This is a genomic window from Paenibacillus sp., from assembly GCF_035645195.1.
Classification (GTDB): Bacteria; Bacillota; Bacilli; order Paenibacillales; family YIM-B00363; genus Paenibacillus_AE.
This window is the reverse complement of record NZ_DASQNA010000035.1, coordinates 1-19,936: the sequence shown is the minus strand read 5'-3', so window position 1 is coordinate 19,936 and position 19,936 is coordinate 1. Positions and strand designations below refer to the sequence as shown.

The following is a 19,936-nucleotide window of genomic DNA, read 5'->3' as shown; positions in this document are numbered from 1 at the left end:
GAAAGGGAGGCCGCTTCATGGGTTATGCTTTGGCGCTGGACCCGATCGCGTTCACATTGGGGCCGCTGACGGTGCATTGGTACGGAATTATTTTGGGGACGGCCGCGTTGGCCGGCCTCGCGCTCGCGGTCCAAGAGGGGAAACGGTTCGGCATCGTGCCCGACTTCTTCATGGACCTGCTGCTGATCGGCGTGCCGTCGGCGGTTATCGCCGCGCGCATCTATTACGTCGCTTTCCGTTGGCAAGACTACCAGCACGACCCGCTTGCGGTGTTCCGCATCTGGGAGGGCGGCATCGCGATATACGGCGCCTTAATCGGCGCGCTGTTGTCCGGATACATTTATATTCGGAAAAAAGGGTACAACTTCTGGCGCATCGCGGACATTTGCGCGCCGAGCTTGATCGCCGGACAAGCGATCGGCCGCTGGGGCAACTTCATGAATCAAGAGGCGTACGGAAGCCCCGTGACCGAGGCGTTCCTGCGGGAGACGCTCCGGCTGCCGAACTTCATCGTAGAGCAAATGTATATCGGCGAGATGTTCCGTCATCCGACGTTCCTCTATGAATCGCTGTGGAACTTGGCGGGACTGCTCGTGTTGTTCGCGCTCCGGCGCATGCCGTTCCTGCGTTCGGGGGAGCTGCTGCTAAGCTACTTCATTTGGTATTCGGCGGGGCGCTTTTTCATCGAAGGGCTGCGGACCGACTCGCTGGCGTTCACCGGGCCGGTATGGCTGGACCGGCTGCTGGAAACGCTCTGGTCGCCGATGCTGATGCTCGCGCCGCCGGGCAAAATGGACTACGGCAACATCCGCGTTTCGCAGCTGCTGGCCGTGCTGCTCATTTTGGCGGCCATCGCGCTCATCGTCTACCGCCGGTCCAAAGGGTATTCGTCCGCTAAATATTCGGATCCGATTGTTTCGTCGAAGCCCCAGGCAGTCATCGGCGAAGCGGCGGGCGGAAATTCGGCGCAGGCGGGACCGCAAGCGTCCGAGAAGGCGGAAGAAACACGACAGGAGCGAAGCGAAACGCATGATCCGAACCGTACTGTTTGATTTGGACGGCACGATACTGGATACGAACGAGCTCATATTCCGCTCGTTCGAGTACGTGTGGGAGCGCAAAGGGTGGACGATGGTTACGCGGGAGCGTTTGACCCCGTTCATGGGCGGAAAGCTGCACGACATGTTCCGGGAAACGGCCGGCGTGGCGACCGACGAAGAAGTGGACGAACTGATCGGCATTTACCGGGAGTACAACTTGAAGCATCACGACGCGCTGGTGAAGCCGTTCCCTCATGCGAAGGAAACGATGGAACGGCTCCGGTCGCTCGGCGTCCGCATGGGCGTCGTCACGACGAAAATCCGCAAGACGTCGGAAATGGGCCTTACGTTGTGCGGCTTATACGAATACATGGATACGATCGTCACGCTGGACGACGTCATGAACGCGAAGCCGCATCCGGAGCCGGTGCTGAAGGCGGTCGAGGCGCTCGGCGCCGATAAGGCGTCGACGCTTATGGTCGGCGACAGCGCCGCCGATCTGCTGGCGGCCCGCGCGGCGGGCGTCCGCTCGGCCGGCGTCGCCTGGTCGATCAAGAGCAAGGAGCATCTCATGCGCTGCGAACCGGATTACTGGATCGAGGATTTGCGGGAGCTGCCGTCGATCGTCGAGACCGGCGCCGGCGCCGCGAAAGAGGGAAGACGGCCATGAGGCGACTGGAACGATATCCGGCCCCGGCAGGGGACGCGAACGCGCTTTGGCATATGTACCGCACGGTGAATTTTTTCAAAGCCGTGCGGAACTTTATTTTTATCCAGATTTCCCGATACACGCCCTTGTTGAGCATTAAGCGGTGGATATACCGGAAGGTGCTCGGCATGACCGTGGGAGAGAAAACGTCGTTCGCGCTGATGGTGATGCCGGACGTATTTTTCCCGGAGCGGATTCGCGTCGGGCGGAACTGCATCATCGGGTATAACACGACGATATTGACGCATGAGTATTTGATCCGGGAATACCGGCTCGGCGACGTCGTCATCGGCGACGAGGTCATGATCGGGGCGAACTGCACGATATTGCCTGGCGTCGTCATCGGCGACGGGGCCGTCGTGGCGGCCGGCTCGGTCGTGCATAAGGACGTCGCGCCGGGCGCCTTCGTCGGCGGCAATCCGATGCGGGAGCTGGGGAGGGCGGGGTCTCGCGACGGTGTCAAGCCGGCGGAAGAGGAGAACGGGGCGGCGCCGGAACGGTCGTAGACGGAGTGCCGGGGTCCGTCCCAGGTCCGCCGGAATCGGCAGCCGGGCTCCGCTTCGGGCGAGACTCGTTCGGCGACCGGGGCGGATTGACGCCTTCCATGCCGCGTGATATAGTTACGTATAAATGCTTTCATTTGCTAATATGGTAGCACTTTAACGTGTTAAAGGAATCCGGGAGGGACAACGGTGTCTAAACCGAAGGTGTTCGAAAAACCGGTCGGCGTGACCGACTATTTGCCGGAGGCGGTCGAACGGCTTCGCCGAATCGAGGCGAACGTGATGGAATGCATGCGCCGCTGGGGCTATCGGGAAATTATGACTCCGACGCTGGAGTTTTACGATACGGTCGGCGTGGCGAGCGCCACGACCGACAAGAAGCTGTTCAAGCTGCTCGATCGGTGGGGGACGACGCTCGTCATGCGCTCCGACATGACGGCGCCGATCGCGCGCGTCGTGTCGTCGTTGCTGCGCGAGCAGCCGCTGCCGATACGGCTCGCGTACCATGCGAACGTGTTTCGCGCGATCGAGGAGGAAGCGGGACGCAATTCGGAATTTTTCCAGACGGGCGTCGAGCTCGTCGGCGACGGCAGCGCGGAGGCGGACGCCGAGGTGATCGCGCTGTCGATCGCGTGCCTGAAGGCGGCCGGCGTCCGGAAGTTCCGGGTGGCGCTCGGTCACGTCGGCTTCCTGCACGGCTTGTTCGAAGAGACGCTGCCGGGTCAGGTCGAAGCGCAGGAGGAGCTGAAGGAAAACTTGCTGCGCCGCGATTACGTCGGCTACCGGGAGGCGCTCCGCCGCTTGGAGCTGCCGGGAGACGTGCGCGAGGAGCTGGAGGGCATCCTGCGGCTGCGCGGCGGGCTTGAGGTGTGCGAGCAGGCGCTGGCGCTGTCGGCGAGCCCGTCGGCGCAGGCGGCCATCCGCCACTTGTGCGAGGTGTGGGCGGTGCTGAGCGCGTACGATGCGGTCAGCGACGTGCTGATCGACCTGACGATGACGGGCGACTTCAATTACTATACGGGGCTCACGTTCGAAGGCTACGCGTCGGATCTCGGCTTCCCGGTGCTCAGCGGCGGCCGGTACGACAATTTGCTCGGCCAGTTCGGCCGCCCGGCGCCGGCGACCGGGTTCTCGCTGAAGACGAACCGGATTCTCGAGTACGTGGCGGCGAACGGCGCGGCCGCGGCGGACGGTCCGGAGCGGGTGCTCGTCGCGTACGCGCCCGAGCGGCGCGAGGAAGCGCTGCGCCGCGCGAACGCGCTGCGGAGCGCGGGCGAGCGGACGGCGGTGACGACCGCGCGCATCGAAAGCGAATCGGAATGGAACGAGCTGAACGAGGCGGCCGGAGCGGTCGTCTTCCGCGGCGCGGCGTACGACCGCGTCGTGACGTTCGGGTAAGGAGGAAGGGAACGTGAGCGAAAACTTGCTGCGCATTGCGATGCCCAAGGGGCGCATTTATAAAAAAGCGGCGGCGTTGTTCCGGGAAGCTGGGTTCGCGCTGCCGGACGATTTGGACGATTCGCGGAAGCTGATCATTCCGGTGCCGCAGCTCGGCATGGAATTCATTATGGCGAAGCCGGTCGACGTGCCGACGTACGTAGAGTACGGCGTCACCGACCTCGGCATCGTCGGCAAGGACGTCCTGGTCGAAGAAAACCGGGACGTATACGAGCTGCTCGATCTCGGCATCGCGCGCTGCCGGATGTCGGTCATCGGCCTGCCGGATTGGAAGCCGACGATCCATCCGCGCGTCGCGACGAAGTATCCGTCCGTCGCGTCGAAATATTTCCGCGAACGGGGGCAGCAGGTGGAAGTGATCAAGCTGAACGGCTCGATCGAGCTGGCGCCGCTCATCGGTCTCGCGGATCGGATCGTCGACATGGTGGAGACGGGGACGACGCTGCGGGAGAACGGACTCGTCGAGATGGAGAAAATGTTCGACATCACGAGCCGCTTGATCGCGAACCGGGTCAGCTACAGGATGAAAAGCGAAGCGGTGCAGGCGCTGTGCGACCGGCTGTCCGCGGCGATCGCGGTGCAGGCGTAAGGGGGAGAATGGACCGATGAATATGCGCATATTGCGGCCGGACGAGTTTCAGCTCGATCGCCGCATCGATACCGAGAACGAGGAACAGCAGGCGGCGGCCCGCACGATCGTCGAGCGCGTCCGGGCGGAAGGCGACAAGGCGGTGCTGGAGTTTACGGCCGCGTTCGATAAAGCGGAGCTGACGGCCGATCGGCTGCGCGTGACGGCGGAAGAGCTGCAGGAAGCGTACGCGTCGGTCGACGAGCCGTTCCTGGACGCGATCCGATCGGCCGCGGCCAACATTCGCGCGTACCACGAGAAGCAGCTGAAGCAGTCGTGGATCGACGTGCAGCCGAACGGTACGACGCTCGGACAAATCGTCCGGCCGCTGTCGCGGGTCGGCGTGTACGTGCCCGGCGGGAAGGCGGCGTATCCGTCCTCCGTGCTGATGAACATTATCCCGGCTTCGGTCGCGGGCGTGAAGGAGATCGTCATGGTGACGCCGCCGGCGACGGGGGGCACCGAAGGCATCGACCCGTACATTCTGGTCGCCGCCGCGGAGGCGGGCGTCTCGGAGGTGTACCGCGTCGGCGGCGCGCAGGCGATCGCGGCGCTCGCGTACGGCACCGAGACGATTCCGCGGGTCGACAAGATCGTCGGGCCGGGGAATATTTACGTAGCGCTGGCGAAGCGGCTCGTGTACGGCGTCGTCGACATCGACTCGATCGCGGGGCCGAGCGAAATCGTCGTCGTGGCCGACGAAGGGGCGAACGCCGCGTTCATCGCGGCGGACCTGCTCTCGCAGGCGGAGCATGACGAGATGGCGTCGGCCGTGCTGCTGACGCCGTCTCGCGCGCTCGCGGAGGCGGTGCAGGCGGAGGTCGAGCGCCAGCTCGACGCGCTGCCGCGGCGGGCGATCGCCGCGGAGTCGGTGCGGCGCCACGGCGCCATCCTGCTGACGGCGTCGCTCGAAGAGGCGATCGCGATCAGCAACCGGCTCGCGCCGGAGCATCTCGAGCTGATGGTGGCGGATCCGCTCGCGTGGCTCGGCCGCATCGAAAACGCGGGCGCGATTTTCCTTGGGCCCTACAGCGCGGAGTCGGTCGGCGATTATTACGCCGGCCCGAACCACGTGCTGCCGACGAACGGCACGGCGCGGTTTTTCTCGCCGCTCGGCGTCGACACGTTCCTGAAGCGCTCGAGCCTTATCGCGTACAGCCGCGAGGCGCTGCTCGAGGGCGCGGAACGCATTATGACGCTGGCGCGGCGCGAAGGGCTCGAGGGCCACGCGCGGGCGATTCAGGTGCGCCTCGACGCCGAACGGCGGTAGGTCGGGGCGGCAGGCAGGCGGGTGAAATCGTCGGAATAACTCCGACTGCATGCCCATCACTATTTGTATAGGAAAGAAAGCGAGGAACGAACGTGGCAGACAACGGACGGAGGGCGGACATCGCCCGCAAAACGAACGAAACGGACATTAACTTATCGTTCAACATCGACGGAACGGGCGCATCGCAGCTGGAAACGGATGTGCCGTTCCTCAACCATATGCTCGACCTGTTCACGAAGCACGGCCAATTCGACTTGCGCGTTGAGGCGCGCGGCGACGTCGACATCGACGACCACCACACGGTCGAGGACATCGGCATTTGCCTCGGCGCGGCGCTCAAGGAAGCGCTCGGCGACAAGCGCGGCATCAAGCGGTACGCGAGCGTGTTCGTGCCGATGGACGAAGCGCTGGCACAGGTCGTCATCGACATCAGCGGCCGGCCGCATTTCGAGCTGAAGGGCGAGTTCCCGGCGGCGACGGTCGGCACGTTCACGGTGGAGCTCGTGCACGAGTTCCTGTGGAAGCTGGCGCTCGAATCGCGCATCACGCTGCACGTCATCGTGCATTACGGCCGCAACACGCATCACATGATCGAAGCGGTATTCAAAGCGCTCGGTCGCGCGCTCGACGAAGCGACGTCGATCGATCCGCGCGTGCAGGGGGTCCCGTCGACGAAAGGGGTGCTCTAAACCGATGAGCATCGCGATTATCGACTACGGCATGGGCAATCTCCACAGCGTCTCGAAAGCGGTCGAGCGGCTCGGATACGAAGCGATCGTCACGGCCGACAAGGACGCGATCCTCTCGGCCAGCGGCGTCATTTTGCCCGGCGTCGGCGCGTTCGGCGACGCGATGGAGCTCATCCGCGAGTCTGGCCTTGACGGAACCATCGAGGACGTCGCGGCGAGCGGCAAGCCGCTGCTCGGCATATGTCTCGGCATGCAGCTGCTGTTCACCGAAAGCGAAGAGCACGGCCTGCACCGAGGCCTCGACCTGCTGCCGGGCCGCGTCGATCGGTTCCGGGGCGATTTCAAGGTGCCGCACATGGGCTGGAACCGGCTCGCATTCCTGCGGGAAAGCCCGCTGCTCGAAGGACTCGACGGCGGCCACGCCTACTTCGTCCACTCGTACCGAGTCATTCCGGAAAACCGGAACGACCTCATCGCGACGGCGGAGTATTACGTCGAGGTGTCGGCGATCGTCGGACGCGGCAACGTGTTCGGCATGCAGTTCCACCCGGAAAAAAGCGGCGACGTCGGCATGCAGCTGCTCGGCAATTTCCTAAAGCTCGGCGGCGCGCCCGCCGCGGCAAACTAACGGAACCAAAGGAAGCGTTAATCCGTGAAATTCAGACCGTGCATCGATATTCATCAAGGCAAAGTGAAGCAAATCGTCGGCGAAACGCTGCACCCGGATCCGAGCCGCGTGAAGGAAAACTTCGTCGCCTCGCAGTCGCCGGGCTACTTCGCGGCGATGTACCGCGAGGACGGCCTGACCGGCGGCCATATCATCATGCTCGGCGCCGGCAACGAACAAGCGGCGGAGGAAGCGCTGCGCGCCTATCCGGGCGGGCTGCAAATCGGCGGGGGCATCAACGCGGACAACGCCGAACGGTACCTCGACCTCGGGGCGTCGCACGTCATCGTCACGTCCTACATTTTCCAAGACGGTAAGCTGAACTGGGACAACCTCAACGCAATTGTCTCGAAGGTCGGCAAGGAGCGCCTCGTCATCGACCTCAGCTGCAAGGAGCGGGACGGCCGGTATTACGTCGTGACGAATCAGTGGCGGACGTTCAGCGATTTCGAAGTGAACGCTTCGAACATCGCCGAGCTGGAAGCGTACTGCGACGAATTTCTGATCCATGCCGTGGACGTAGAAGGCAAGCGCGAAGGCGTGCAGGAGAAGCTCGCGGCGCAGCTGGCGGAATGGACGTCGATCCCGACGACGTACGCCGGCGGCGCCCGGTCGATCGCCGACCTGGAGAGGTTCCGCGACATCACGGACGGCAAGCTCGATATTACGATCGGCAGCGCGCTCGATATTTTCGGCGGGCAGCTTCCGTATCGGGACGTCGTCGCATTTTGCCGCGCCGGCTTGCGGTGATCGGCCGAATCGGCGGCGGACCAGCCAAGGAGGGAATCATTACATGCTTACGAAACGCATCATTCCGTGCCTCGACGTGAAGGACGGCCGCGTCGTCAAGGGCGTCAACTTCGTCAACTTGCGCGACGCGGGCGACCCCGTCGAGCTGGCCGCCCTGTACGACCGCGAAGGCGCGGACGAGCTCGTCTTTCTCGACATCTCGGCGTCCCACGAAGGGCGCGCCACGATGGTCGACGTCGTCCGGCAGACGGCCGGCGAAATCAGCATCCCGTTTACGGTCGGCGGCGGCATTTCGTCGGTCGACGATATGAAGCGGCTGCTGCGCGCGGGCGCGGACAAGACCGGCATCAACACGGCGGCGGTGCTGAACCCGCAGCTGATCACCGACGGCGCCCGGAAATTCGGCAGCCAGTGCATCGTCGTCGCGATCGACGCGCGCTTCAACCCCGAATGGGGCACGTGGGAAGTGTATACGCACGGCGGCCGCAAGCCGACGGGCAAGCGGGCGGTCGAATGGGCGCAGGAGGCCGAACTGCTCGGCGCCGGCGAACTGCTGCTCACGTCGATGGACGCGGACGGCACGAAGGACGGCTTCGACCTGCCGCTGACGAGGGCGGTGTCCGAAGCGGTCGGCATTCCGGTCATCGCCTCGGGCGGCGCGGGCCGCGTCGAACATTTCGGGGATGTATTTACGGAAGGGAAAGCGGACGCGGGACTCGCGGCGACGATCTTCCATTATAAAGAGCTGACGATTAGCCAAGTGAAAGGGTATTTGTTCGGGAAAGGGGTCGAGGTGCGATGAGCGATAACGTTGGATACACGGTATTCGTACCGTTGAAAGACATGACGGCGGCGCAGCTGGCGGCGGCGATCCGCTGGGACGAGCGGGGGCTCGTGCCGGCGATCGTCCAGGACGCGGCCACGAAGCAAGTGCTGATGATGGCGTACATGAACGAGGAGTCGCTGCGGCTGACGTTCGAAAAGGGCGAAACCGTGTTCTGGAGCCGCTCCCGCGGCGAGCTGTGGCACAAAGGCGCGACGTCCGGCAACACGCAGCGCGTCGTCGCGTTCAGCGTCGATTGCGACGGGGACACGGTGCTGCTCGAGGTCGAGCCGAACGGTCCTGCGTGCCATACGGGCGAGACGAGCTGCTTCTATCGCCGTACAGGCGCCGGGGAGCCGGCGGCCGGAGCGGCAGGGAACCGTTTTGCCATTATCGAAGCTCTCGAACGGACGATCGCGCAGCGCGAAGTCGAGCGGCCCGAAGGGGCGTACACGACCTACCTGTTCGAGAAGGGCGTCGACAAAATTCTCAAGAAGGTCGGCGAGGAAGCGGCCGAAGTCATTATCGCGGCGAAAAACCGCAGCGCGGAAGAACTGCGTTACGAAACGAGCGATCTGTTGTTCCACCTGCTCGTCCTGCTGCAGGAGCAAAAGCTGCCGCTCGACGAAGTGCTGGGCGAGCTGGCGCGCCGTCATCAACCGAAATAATGCGATTTTGCCTCCGGTCGACCGCGGCCGGGGGCAACATTTTTTTCTCGTAAAGGTTCGTGGTACAATGCATTCAAAGAAAGCGTTTCGAAGCGGTAAGGGGGACTTGGCGACATGCCGTTGCATAACGATCGAGTGAAGGTGTTTAGCGGATCGTCGAATCCGCGGCTGGCGGAGGCGATGTGCGCCGAGCTGGGGCTGGAGCTGGGCCGCATCAAAATCGCCCGCTTCAAGAGCGGAGAAATTTATGTCCACTACGAGGAGACGATCCGCAATTGCGACGTCTATCTCGTGCAATCGCTGTCGCATCCGATCAACGAGAACTTGGTCGAGCTCATGGTCATGATCGACGCGGCGAAGCGGGCGTCCGCCCGCACGATCAATCTCGTGCTGCCGTACTACGGCTATGCGCGGCAGGAGCGGAAGGCGGCGCCGCGGGAGCCGATCAGCGCGAAGATGGTCGCCGACATCCTGACGACGGTCGGCGCGTCGCGCGTCGTGACGATCGACCTGCATGCGCCGGCGATCCAGGGCTTCTTCAACATCCCGGTGGATCACCTGACCGCTCTCGACCTCATCAGCGACGAAATTCGCCGCATGAACGTGAAAAATCCGATCGTCGTCTCGCCGGACGCCGGACGCGCCAAAACGGCGGAAAAGCTCGCCGGGTACCTCGATCTGTCGTTCGCGATCATGATCAAGAAGCGGCCGACGCATAACGAATCGGTCATCACGCACATCATCGGCGACGTCGAAGGGCACACGCCGATCATCATCGAAGACTTGATCGACACCGGCTCGACGATCGTCAACGTCGTGGAAGGGCTTAAGGAGAAGGGCGCGGAGGACGCGATCATTTGCGCGACGCACCCGGTGTTCTCCGACGGAGCCGAGAAGCGGATGGCGCATCCGAACATCCAGAAGGTGCTGGTGACGGACTCGATCGCGCTGCCGGACGATCTCCCGGCGAACATCCAAGTGCGGACGGTCGCGCCGCTGCTCGCCGACGCGATTCGCATCATCCACGAGGGCGGTTCGATTTCCGTCTTGTTCAAAAGCGGCGGCGTGTAAAATTGGAAGCCGCGTCCCCCGATCGGTGCGCCCGGACCGCGCGGACGGGCCCGGGCGAAAATCGGTTACGGCCCTCGAGAAAACTATGTTATACTGGGCATGACATTTACTTCGGTCGAACGCGGAGGTGCCGATCGCATTGGAAAAGACTAAGCATCTGACCATCAAACGAAAAGTCATCCCGCTGCCTATGGATGCGACGTTCTTTTTTGAAAGAGCGGTACAGTCCCTTGACCGGTTTCGGTACGACCAAGCGCTGAAATATTTCCGACGCGCGGTCGAGTACGAGCCGGACAATCCGGTGAATCATTGCAACATGGCCGGCATTCTGTCCGAGATGGGCAAATACGACGAATCCAATCATGTGCTGAAGCACATCGTGGAGGGAATCGACCCTTCGATGACGGAATGTTATTTTTATATGGCGAACAATTTCGCCAACATGGAGAACTTCGAAGCGGCCGAGGAGGCGTTGGCTCATTATTTGGAGCATGACGCCAACGGGCAGTTTCTCGAGGAATCCGAGGAAATGATGGAGCTGCTCAGCTACGAGCTGGAGCGGCCGATGCGCATTTCCAAAATCAAGAGCCGCGCGGGTCTCGTCGAGCACGACCAAGCGCGCAGGCTGCTCGAGGAAGGCAAGTTCGCCGAGGCGATCAAGCTGCTAGAGCACATCGTGTCCGTGCATCCGGAATTCCACGCTGCGTATAATAATCTTGCGCTGGCTTATTATTACGTCGGCCGGTTCGGAGAGGCGCTCCATGCGGTCAAGCAGGTGCTCGCCGCCGATCCGGGCAATTTGCACGGTTTATGCAATTTGGCCATATTCTATCAGCATGCGGGGGAGCGGGAGAAGCTCGCCGCGCTCGTCGAGCAGCTGGAGAAGACGGTGCCGTACCATCAGGAGCACGTCTTCAAGCTCGCGACGACGATGGGCGTGCTGGGCCGGCACGATTCGGCGCTGCGGCATTTCCGCCGGCTGCTTCGCGGCGAAGCGGGGCAAGCCGACCCGTGCCTGTATCATTACGCGGCGGTCGCCTGTTACAATTTGGATCGGCACCAAGAGGCGCGGCGGTATTGGAAGCAGGCCGAGAAGCTCGATCCCGGCTCGGACATTCCGAAGTTTCATATGGACGTGTTGGACCGGATCGAGAGCGGACGCGCCGCCGACGGCAAAATGACGATCAGCTACCATTATCATTTGCCGTTCGAGGAGCAGCTGCGCCAGCTGGAGCGGGCGCAGAACGCCGGCTACGTGCCGGATCGGCTGCGGAACGACCCGCTGCTGCGCTCGTCGTTCTTCTGGGCGCTGCGCCACGGGGACCGCTCGACGAAGCTGCAGGTCATTCAAGCGTACGGCCTGATCGGCGACGAGGAAGTGGCGGAATCGCTCCGCGAGCTGCTCGTCGATCCGTCCGAGGACGATTACGTGAAGAAGGTGTCTCTGTTCGCGCTGCGCAGCATGGGCGTGAAGGGGCCGATTCGCGCGATCATCGGCGGGCGCGAAATCGCGTTCGAGAAGGACGTCTATTCGCCGAACCTGCCCATCTGGGACGCGGCGTGGCAAGAAATCGTGGACCTGGCGATGGAACGCATGTCGTCCCGATACGACATGATTCAGCAGTACGACATGATGACGTTATGGGTCGAATTTCTGACGCGCGTGTACCCGTCCGTGCCGAAGTTGACGAAGAAGGAAGGCTGGGCCGGGGCGCTCGAATATTTGACCGCGAAGATGCACCGCCGGACGGCGTCGTACCAGGACGTGGCGCGCCGCTACGGCGTGTCGATCACGACGGTGAGCAAGCATGCCAAGCATATCGACGAAGTGTGCGGACTTCGCGAGAAGATGAATTCGATCTTTGCGAATTTCGGCGAAAAGTTGTAATATAGATTTGTAGTTTAGAATCATTCTAAACATGGGGAACCGGATTGTACGAGATCCCCGGAATCGGCGTCTCGCAGGCGCACGGTTGCCGGGATGTCAGGAGGAAAGAACGATGCGGAAAGTCATTATTATCGGAACGGGCCCTGCGGGGCTGACGGCGGCGATTTACTTGGCGCGGGCGAACATGAACCCGCTCATTATCGAGGGGCCGGAGCCGGGCGGACAGCTGACGACGACGACCGAGGTGGAAAACTTCCCAGGCTTCCCGGAAGGCATCATGGGACCCGAGCTGATGGACAATATGCGCAAGCAAGCGGAGCGGTTCGGCGCCGAGTTCAAGACGGGCTGGGTCAACAGCGTCGATCTGTCGAAGCGTCCGTTCACGCTGCAGGTCGAGGGCCACGGGGAAATGCAGGCGGAAGCGCTCGTCATTTCGACGGGGGCGTCGGCGAAATATCTCGGCATCCCGGGCGAGAAGGACAACGTCGGCCGCGGCGTAAGCACGTGCGCGACGTGCGACGGCTTCTTCTTCCGCGGCAAGAAGATCATCGTCGTCGGCGGCGGCGACTCCGCGATGGAGGAGGCGCAATTCTTGACGAAGTTTGCGACGCAGGTGACGGTCGTTCACCGTCGCGAAGAGCTTCGCGCGTCCAAAATCATGCAGGATCGCGCCCGCCAGAACGAGAAAATCAAGTGGGCGCTCAACCGGACGCCGCTTGAAGTGCTCTCCGGCGAGAAGGGCGTGACGGGCCTGAAGGTGCGCAACAACGAAACCGGCGAAGAGGAAATTATCGAAACCGACGGCCTGTTCGTGGCGATCGGCCATACGCCGAACACGAAATTCCTCGGCGGCCAAATCGAGACGGACGAAGTCGGCTACATTCAAGTGAAGCCAGGCACCTCCGAGACGAACGTCCCGGGCGTGTTCGCCTGCGGCGACGTCCAGGACAACAAATACCGCCAAGCGATTACGGCGGCGGGCAGCGGCTGCATGGCGGCGCTGGACGCAGAACGGTTCCTCGAAGGCCACGCGGTGCACGACTGGAGCGAAACGCTCTCCAAATAACGGCAAACTTCTCCTTCGCTAACGCATCGTAAGCGCCGTTCGGCCTGTGGGCCGGGCGGCGTTTTTTGCGGGAACGAGGCAGACGGGAGTCAATCGGCCGCGAGCGTAAGACGGGGTGCGGGCGGCGCGGGAACGCCGCGCGGAGGCGCCGGAAGCGCCTTGACCTCCCGGAACGGTTGCCTTATAGTGAGGTACAGAATAATTTTCGGTAACGAGGTGGGTATCCCGCATGTCGCAACCATTGTATGTAGGCGTCGATATTGGCGGCACGACGATCAAAGTGGGCATTTGCAACGCGGAAGGGAAGCTGTTACACACTTTTGAAGGGGCGACGGGGACGGAGAGCGGTCCCGATACCGTTCTGGAGAATATCGCCAGCTACGTGCGCCGGATCGTAGCCGACAATGGGTATGCGTGGGAAGACGTCGTCGGAGTCGGCATCGGCATTCCGGGCTTCATGGATTTCGCGACCGGCGTCGTGTTCATGTCCGCCAACTTCCCCGGCTTTAAGAACGTGCCGGTGAAGGCGACGCTCGAGCAGAAGCTTGGCAAGCCGGTGGCGATCAACAACGACGCGAACGTGGCGGCGCTCGGCGAGGCGTGGAGCGGCGCGGGGCGCGGGCTCGACAACGTCGTCGTCTATACGCTCGGCACCGGCGTCGGCGGCGGCATCATCGTGCGCGGCCGCATCTACGAAGGCGCGACGGGCATGGCTGGCGAGCTGGGCCACGTCCAAGTCGTGCCGGACATGGAAGCGATACAGTGCGGCTGCGGCCAGCACGGCTGCGTCGAGACGGTCTCCTCCGCGACGGGCATCATTCGCATGGCGAAGGACGCCGTGGAGCGCGGGGACAAGACCCCGCTCGCGGACCTGGCGAGCATCGCCGCGAAGGACGTGTTCGACGCCGCGAAGGCGGGCGACGAGGTCGCGCTTCGAATCGTGAAGCGCGCGGCGTTCTATCTCGGCAAAGCGATGGCCGCAACGGCCGTCATCGTCAACCCGGAGCGCTTCATCGTCGGCGGCGGGGTCGCGCGGGCGGGCGACATGCTGTTCGACGCGGTGCGCGAAGTGTTTAAGAAGTATACGCCTGAGCGGGCGATCGTCGACATCGTGCCGGCCGAGCTCGGCAACGACGCCGGCGTCGTCGGCGCGGCGGGACTCGTCCTGCGAGGAATGTAAATATAGATAAAAACCCGACGGGAGGCGGAGAGGCATGGAGTCGAATCAAATCCATCATTCGCCGGCGCCGGCGAAGCTCGTGATCATCACCGGCATGTCCGGCGCGGGCAAGACGATCGCAGTCCAAAGCTTGGAGGATCTCGGGTTTTTCTGTGTAGACAATTTGCCTCCGGTGCTCATCCCGAAATTCGCGGAGCTGATCGAACAATCGCAAGGCCGGATTCGGAAGGTCGCGCTCGTCATCGATTTGCGGGGACGGGAGTTTTTCACCGCGTTGTCCGAATCGCTGCAGTATTTGAAGAACCATTCTACCGTTTCTTCCGAAATTTTATACCTGGACGCGACGGACGCCGTCTTGGTGCAGCGGTATAAGGAAAGCCGCCGCCGCCATCCGCTCGCGCCCGCCGGCGTGCCGCTCGAAGGCATCCGCAGCGAGCGCGTGCTGCTCGAAGAGCTCAAAGGGATGGCGACGCAAGTCATCGACACGAGCAGCCTGAAGCCGGCCGACCTGAAGGCGCGCATCGCCGCCCGGTTTACCGACGCGGAGCGCAACGCCATGTCGCTCAACATCGTTTCATTCGGTTTCAAGTACGGCGTTCCGATCGACGCCGACCTGATCTTCGACGTCCGGTTTTTGCCGAATCCGCATTACGTGGAGCATTTGCGGCCGAATACGGGACGCGAGCCGGAAGTGTACGATTACGTCATGAAATGGAACGAAACGCAGACGTTCCTGGCGAAGCTGCACGATATGCTCAACTTCCTCATTCCGCAGTACCGGAAGGAAGGCAAAAGCCAAGTCGTCGTCGGCATCGGCTGCACCGGCGGCAAACACCGCTCGGTCGCCATCGCCGAATATTTGGGGAAGGCGTTCGAAGGCAGCGAGACGGAATCGGTGCGGGTCAACCATCGCGACGCCGACCGGGATCGGCAGCACTAGAGGGGAGAGGCGGGCCGTTTGGAGAAAGGGGCTGGCGCGGCGAATGCCGCCGCGAACCCGCGCGTTGTCGTCATCGGCGGCGGCACCGGGCTGTCGGTGATGCTGCGGGGATTGAAGAAGAAGCCGGTGGACATCACCGCCATCGTGACTGTCGCCGACGACGGCGGCAGCTCCGGCCGGCTGCGCGACGAACTGCAGATGCCGCCCCCGGGCGACATCCGCAGCGTCATCAGCGCGCTGGCGGAGTCCGAGCCGCTGCTCAGCGAGATGCTGCAGTACCGCTTTTCGGGCGGGAAGGGTTTGGCGGGGCACAGTTTGGGCAACTTAATTTTGGCAGCGCTGCGGGACATTACCGGCGACTTCGTTACCGGTATCCGCGAGCTGAGCCGCGTGCTGGCGGTGCGAGGCGTCGTCCTGCCGGCTTCCCACGAGTCGATCGTGCTCAAGGCGCGTATGGCCGACGGCACCGTCGTGGAAGGCGAGTCCAAAATTACGAAATACGGCGGCCGCATCGAGCGCGTCTTCTTGCATCCCGAAGAAATTCAGCCGCTGCCGGAGGCGATCGAGGCGATTCGCGGGGCCGACGCGATCGTCATGGGGCCGGGAAGCTTGTACACGAGCGTCATCCCGAACCTGCTCGTGCCCGGGATCGCGGACGCCATCCGCGCCTCCGAAGCGGTGAAAGTGTATATTTGCAACGTCATGACGCAGCCCGGAGAGACGGACGGCTACAGCGTCACCGATCATGTGAACGCCATCGCGGCTCATGTCGGCGGGCCGCTGTTCGAGCACGTGATCGTCAATAACGGCGACATCCCGAGGCGCGTACGAAGCTTGTATGCCGAGAAGGGCGCGGACGTCGTGCGGCTCGATCTCGAGGCGCTGTCCGCGCTCGGGTATTCCACGATCGCCGATGAGCTGATTTTGTTCCAAGGCGTCCTGCGCCACGACGCGAACAAGCTGAGCCATCACATTTACCGATTGGCGATCGGGCGAAACCGGTAGTGGAAAGAGGGGAGACGAGATGTCCTTCGCCGCCCAGACGAAGAAGGAATTAACGATGATCGAAGCGGACGACTGCTGCGTCAAGGCGGAGCTGTCCGCGCTCATCCGGATGAACGGTTCGATCCAGATTTCGAACGGACGGATCGTCCTCGACATTTCGACGGAAAACGCCGCGATCGCCCGCCGTATTTTTTCGCTGCTTAAGCGTTCGTTCGGCCTTCATGCGGAAGTGCTCGTTCGAAAAAAGATGCGGCTGAAAAAAAACAACATCTATATGGTGCGGGTGCCGGGCGGCGTCGAAGAGCTGCTGCGTGCGCTTCACATCATTAAGGAGGAGGGCTTCCAATTCGCGCCCGGCATCGAGCCGGACATCGTGAAGAAGCCTTGCTGCAAACGCTCGTACCTGCGCGGCGCGTTCCTTGCCGGCGGGTCGGTGAACAACCCCGAGGGCTCGTCGTACCATCTCGAGATCGCCTCGATGTACGAGGAGCATTGCGTAGCGCTTTGCGACCTCGCCAACACGTTCCACTTGAACGCCCGCTGCATCGAGCGGAAGAAAGGGTACGTGCTGTATATCAAAGAGGGCGAAAAAATCATCGAGATGCTGAGCGTCATCGGCGCCCATCAAGCGCTGCTCAAGTTCGAGGACGTCCGCATCATGCGGGACATGCGCAATTCGGTCAACCGGATCGTCAATTGCGAAACCGCGAACTTGAATAAGACAATCGGGGCGGCCGTGCGCCAGATCGAGAACATCAAGCTGCTCGAGCAGCAGATCGGATTGGACAACTTGCCCGAGAAGCTTCGGGAGGTGGCCGTCATCCGGCTGCAGTACCCCGATCTCAATTTGAAAGAGGTCGGCGAGATGCTGAAAGGCAACGTCAGCAAGTCCGGCGTCAATCACAGACTGCGAAAAATCGATGAAATGGCCGAGAAATTGCGAAATTAAGGCGTTTTCCGTTTTCATTCTAGTGCCAAGGCCGGAAAAGTGCTATAATAGGTAAAACTTCGTGTAAAACCGTTATGCAATCGGATACTTACGGTTAGGGGGATATCGAATCAATGACGAGACAGCCAGTGGTCGTGAAATTAAAGACCGGTCTCCACGCCAGACCCGCGGCTTTGTTCGTGCAAGAGGCGAATAAATTTTCTTCGGAAGTTTTCGTCGAGAAGGACGAAAAGAAAGTCAACGCGAAGAGCATCATGGGCATTATGAGCCTCGCCATCAGCTCGGGGACGGAAATTCACATAAGCGCTGAGGGTTCCGACGCAGAACAGGCTGTAAACGCTTTAGTAGCTCTGGTTAGCAAGGAAGAGCTAGAAAATCAATAAGGACAAGGGCTTCCGGGATCCGGGAGCTTTTTTTCGGCGTCAATTCGGCGTTGTTGCAGGCGAAATCGATGTACGAAACGACGGCTTCGATTCCGGTGAATATACTGGAAGTCGGAGCTTTTTTCAACGAAAGAGGAGGCATGACTGAACCATGATCGTAAAAACCGAGGCGGAACTGGAGGGATTGCGCCGGGCGGGCCGAGCGGTGGCCGCGGCTCGGGAAGCGATGCTGGCGGCGGTGGAGCCGGGCATTACGACGCTCGAGCTGGATCGCATCGGGGAGCGCGTGCTGCAGCAGTTCGGGGCTTCTTCGGCGCCGCAGGCGATGTACGACTTTCCCGGCGCGACGTGCGTCAGCGTCAACCGATGCGTCGCGCACGGCATTCCGGGACCGACGGCGCTGCAGGCGGGAGACTTGGTGAACGTGGACGTTTCCGCGGTGTTGGACGGCTTTTACTCGGATACGGGGTCCACGATGGTGTGCGGCACGAAGCCGGATGCGTACCGGAGCTTCTCGCCTACGGATCCGTACGCGGAGAAGCTGCGCATCCTAGCCGCTTGCGAGAGCGCGCTGTTCGCGGGCATCGCGAAGGCGAAGGCGGGCGGCAAGCTGAGCGAAATCGGCCGTGCGGTGCTGCGCGAGGCGCAGAAGCACGGATACACGGTCATCCGCAATTTGACCGGTCACGGGCTCGGGCGCCAGCTTCATGAGGAGCCGAGTCACGTATTCAACTACCCGGATCCGCGAGAGCGGCGGCTGCTGAAGAAGGGCACCGTCATCGCGATCGAGCCGTTCCTGTCCACCGGCGCGCAGAACGTGAACGAGGGCGACGACGGCTGGGCGCTGCTCGTCCCGGACGACAGCCTTGTCGTGCAGTTCGAGCATACGGTCGTCGTCACGGAAGGGGAAGCGCATATTTTGACGCTGGCGGATTCGTTCCGGACGTAGAATAAGCTATTTTTCCTGCATCTCCCTTCGCAACATTCATCAAACCCCCATCGTCTATAGGGTAAGTTCTGAACGATCAGATCACTCTATAGGGGATGAAAGGGGTTTTTTTGATGATGGCGAAGTTGTGGAAGCGTTGGGCGGCTGCAGGTCTCGTCGGCGCGCTGCTGGCGGCGGCGCCGCTGTACGGGCCCTCGATCGCGGATTCGGTGAAGGAGGGCACGGCGATGGCGGCGGAAGCGGGTTCGGAGCGAACGATTTCGGTATCGGGCTCCGGGAAGATGTCGATCGAGCCGGATGTGGCGTACGTCAGCTTCGGCGTATTCACGAAGGCGAAGACGGCGAACGAGGCGCAGACGGCCAACGCGGCGGCGTTCGCGGCGATCGAGAAGGCGCTGAAGGAGCAGTTCGGCGTGGCGGCGAAGGATATCAAGACGACCGGATTTTACGTGCAGCCGGAGTATCAATGGTCGGACAAAGGGGTGTCTTCCCTCGTCGGCTATACGGCGGACCATTCGGTTCAGGTGGCGTACCGCGATCTGACCGGCCTCGGGAAGCTGATCGACGCCGTGTCGAAGGCGGGGGCGAACCGGATGAACGGGATCCAATTCGGCACGGAAAAGATGGACGCGTACGAGCTGCAGGTCATCGAGAAAGCGATGGCTAACGCGAAAGCGAAGGCGGATACGATCGCGAAGGCGGCCGGACGTTCGGTGCAAAGCGTGCTTCACGTGCAGCAGGGCGGCGTGAGCGGCGGCGCGCCGATCTATTATCCGATGGTGAAAGCAGAGGCGGCGGCTATGGACGGCGGCGCCGGCACGTCGGTGCAGCCGGGACAGCTCGAAATTACGACGACGGTGACGGTTACGTACGAAATGTAATAGGGGTATTTGAAAGCCGTTTTCGGCCTTAGCGGGCCGGGGGCGGCTTTCGTTCGTTCCGCGAACCGGCGGGCGGCAAAAACCCCCGGCGCTTGGCTGCGCCGGGGGTTCGAGTTGTACGCCCAGCATGGGCGTCATCTCTACGGTGAAAGTCCGGAATGGGGGCTGGCAAGCGCCTACCATTAGCCAAAAGCAAGGGTGTCTGTCGTGAGGCAGAATCTGGAGGAAGCTGGAGGCAAAAGCACGGTTCGAGGTACACGAATCCAATTTGAGGCGGTTGCAGCCGGATGAGTCACCAAACCATGACGAAATCCAAAGCTGCCAAGGGCTGCAGCCGTAAACTTGGGCGAGCGCGGGCGGAAAGATGACGTTCTTATCTGGGGAGGCCTGAGGAATACGCGAAGTAACTTCGTAACCGC

At 62.2% G+C, this 19,936-nt stretch carries 21 protein-coding genes; all 21 read left to right on the top strand.

Annotated elements, in window-relative coordinates; all coding sequences use genetic code 11:
* Positions 1–17: 17 nt before the first annotated feature.
* Positions 18–1,052: a prolipoprotein diacylglyceryl transferase gene (lgt, locus tag VE009_RS18825; protein WP_325010266.1), complete on the top strand. Its 1,035-nt coding sequence runs from the start codon at positions 18–20 to the stop codon at positions 1,050–1,052.
* Positions 1,030–1,710: a pyrophosphatase PpaX gene (ppaX, locus tag VE009_RS18820; protein ID WP_325010264.1), complete on the top strand. Its 681-nt coding sequence runs from the start codon at positions 1,030–1,032 to the stop codon at positions 1,708–1,710. Before lgt ends, ppaX begins: the two co-directional genes overlap by 23 nt.
* Positions 1,707–2,255: an acyltransferase gene (locus VE009_RS18815; protein WP_325010262.1), complete on the top strand. Its 549-nt coding sequence runs from the start codon at positions 1,707–1,709 to the stop codon at positions 2,253–2,255. Before ppaX ends, VE009_RS18815 begins: the two co-directional genes overlap by 4 nt.
* Before the next feature lie 186 nt (positions 2,256–2,441).
* Positions 2,442–3,650 (top strand): ATP phosphoribosyltransferase regulatory subunit, encoded by a 1,209-nt coding sequence (locus VE009_RS18810; RefSeq protein ID WP_325010260.1) that lies wholly within the window; start codon positions 2,442–2,444, stop codon positions 3,648–3,650.
* A gap of 40 nt (positions 3,651–3,690) precedes the next feature.
* Positions 3,691–4,299: an ATP phosphoribosyltransferase gene (gene hisG / locus VE009_RS18805; protein WP_325010285.1), complete on the top strand. Its 609-nt coding sequence runs from the start codon at positions 3,691–3,693 to the stop codon at positions 4,297–4,299.
* Between the two features lie 22 nt (positions 4,300–4,321).
* Complete coding sequence (gene hisD / locus VE009_RS18800) at positions 4,322–5,608, top strand: histidinol dehydrogenase (protein WP_325010283.1); 1,287 nt, start codon at positions 4,322–4,324, stop codon at positions 5,606–5,608.
* Positions 5,609–5,700: 92 nt separating this feature from the next.
* Positions 5,701–6,297 (top strand): imidazoleglycerol-phosphate dehydratase HisB, encoded by a 597-nt coding sequence (gene hisB, locus VE009_RS18795; RefSeq protein ID WP_325010258.1) that lies wholly within the window; start codon positions 5,701–5,703, stop codon positions 6,295–6,297.
* A gap of 4 nt (positions 6,298–6,301) precedes the next feature.
* Positions 6,302–6,925, top strand: a complete 624-nt coding sequence (gene hisH / locus VE009_RS18790; RefSeq protein WP_325010256.1) for an imidazole glycerol phosphate synthase subunit HisH — start codon at positions 6,302–6,304, stop codon at positions 6,923–6,925.
* A gap of 24 nt (positions 6,926–6,949) precedes the next feature.
* Complete coding sequence (gene hisA / locus VE009_RS18785; protein WP_325010254.1) at positions 6,950–7,714, top strand: phosphoribosylformimino-5-aminoimidazole carboxamide ribotide isomerase; 765 nt, start codon at positions 6,950–6,952, stop codon at positions 7,712–7,714.
* Between the two features lie 43 nt (positions 7,715–7,757).
* The gene (gene hisF / locus VE009_RS18780; protein WP_325010252.1) at positions 7,758–8,516 is read left to right on the top strand and encodes an imidazole glycerol phosphate synthase subunit HisF; all 759 of its coding nucleotides are present in this window, start codon (positions 7,758–7,760) and stop codon (positions 8,514–8,516) included.
* Positions 8,513–9,205 carry a bifunctional phosphoribosyl-AMP cyclohydrolase/phosphoribosyl-ATP diphosphatase HisIE gene (gene hisIE, locus VE009_RS18775; protein ID WP_325010250.1) on the top strand — a complete coding sequence of 231 codons (693 nt, stop codon included), beginning with the start codon at positions 8,513–8,515 and terminating at the stop codon, positions 9,203–9,205. Before hisF ends, hisIE begins: the two co-directional genes overlap by 4 nt.
* A 114-nt stretch (positions 9,206–9,319) precedes the next feature.
* Entirely contained in the window at positions 9,320–10,276 is a 957-nt protein-coding gene (locus tag VE009_RS18770) for a ribose-phosphate diphosphokinase (RefSeq protein WP_414694903.1), read from the top strand.
* A 139-nt stretch (positions 10,277–10,415) separates the two neighbouring features.
* A complete protein-coding gene (locus VE009_RS18765) occupies positions 10,416–12,164 on the top strand; it encodes a tetratricopeptide repeat protein (RefSeq protein WP_325010248.1) in 1,749 nt (582 codons plus the stop codon).
* A 112-nt stretch (positions 12,165–12,276) separates the two neighbouring features.
* Positions 12,277–13,230, top strand: coding sequence for a thioredoxin-disulfide reductase (gene trxB, locus VE009_RS18760; protein ID WP_325010246.1), 954 nt, complete (start codon positions 12,277–12,279; stop codon positions 13,228–13,230).
* Between the two features lie 229 nt (positions 13,231–13,459).
* Entirely contained in the window at positions 13,460–14,410 is a 951-nt protein-coding gene (locus tag VE009_RS18755; RefSeq protein ID WP_325010244.1) for an ROK family glucokinase, read from the top strand.
* 34 nt (positions 14,411–14,444) lie between these two features.
* On the top strand, positions 14,445–15,350 hold the full coding sequence (gene rapZ / locus VE009_RS18750; RefSeq protein ID WP_325010242.1) for an RNase adapter RapZ: 906 nt from the start codon (positions 14,445–14,447) through the stop codon (positions 15,348–15,350).
* Between the two features lie 18 nt (positions 15,351–15,368).
* Positions 15,369–16,355 carry a YvcK family protein gene (locus tag VE009_RS18745; protein ID WP_325010240.1) on the top strand — a complete coding sequence of 329 codons (987 nt, stop codon included), beginning with the start codon at positions 15,369–15,371 and terminating at the stop codon, positions 16,353–16,355.
* Between the two features lie 19 nt (positions 16,356–16,374).
* Entirely contained in the window at positions 16,375–17,304 is a 930-nt protein-coding gene (whiA, locus tag VE009_RS18740) for a DNA-binding protein WhiA (RefSeq protein WP_325010238.1), read from the top strand.
* A 113-nt stretch (positions 17,305–17,417) separates the two neighbouring features.
* Positions 17,418–17,687 (top strand): HPr family phosphocarrier protein, encoded by a 270-nt coding sequence (locus tag VE009_RS18735; RefSeq protein WP_138197319.1) that lies wholly within the window; start codon positions 17,418–17,420, stop codon positions 17,685–17,687.
* Positions 17,688–17,838: 151 nt separating this feature from the next.
* On the top strand, positions 17,839–18,636 hold the full coding sequence (gene map, locus VE009_RS18730; protein ID WP_325010236.1) for a type I methionyl aminopeptidase: 798 nt from the start codon (positions 17,839–17,841) through the stop codon (positions 18,634–18,636).
* Between the two features lie 113 nt (positions 18,637–18,749).
* Positions 18,750–19,517, top strand: a complete 768-nt coding sequence (locus tag VE009_RS18725) for an SIMPL domain-containing protein (RefSeq protein ID WP_325010234.1) — start codon at positions 18,750–18,752, stop codon at positions 19,515–19,517.
* The last annotated feature ends 419 nt before the right edge of the window (positions 19,518–19,936 follow it).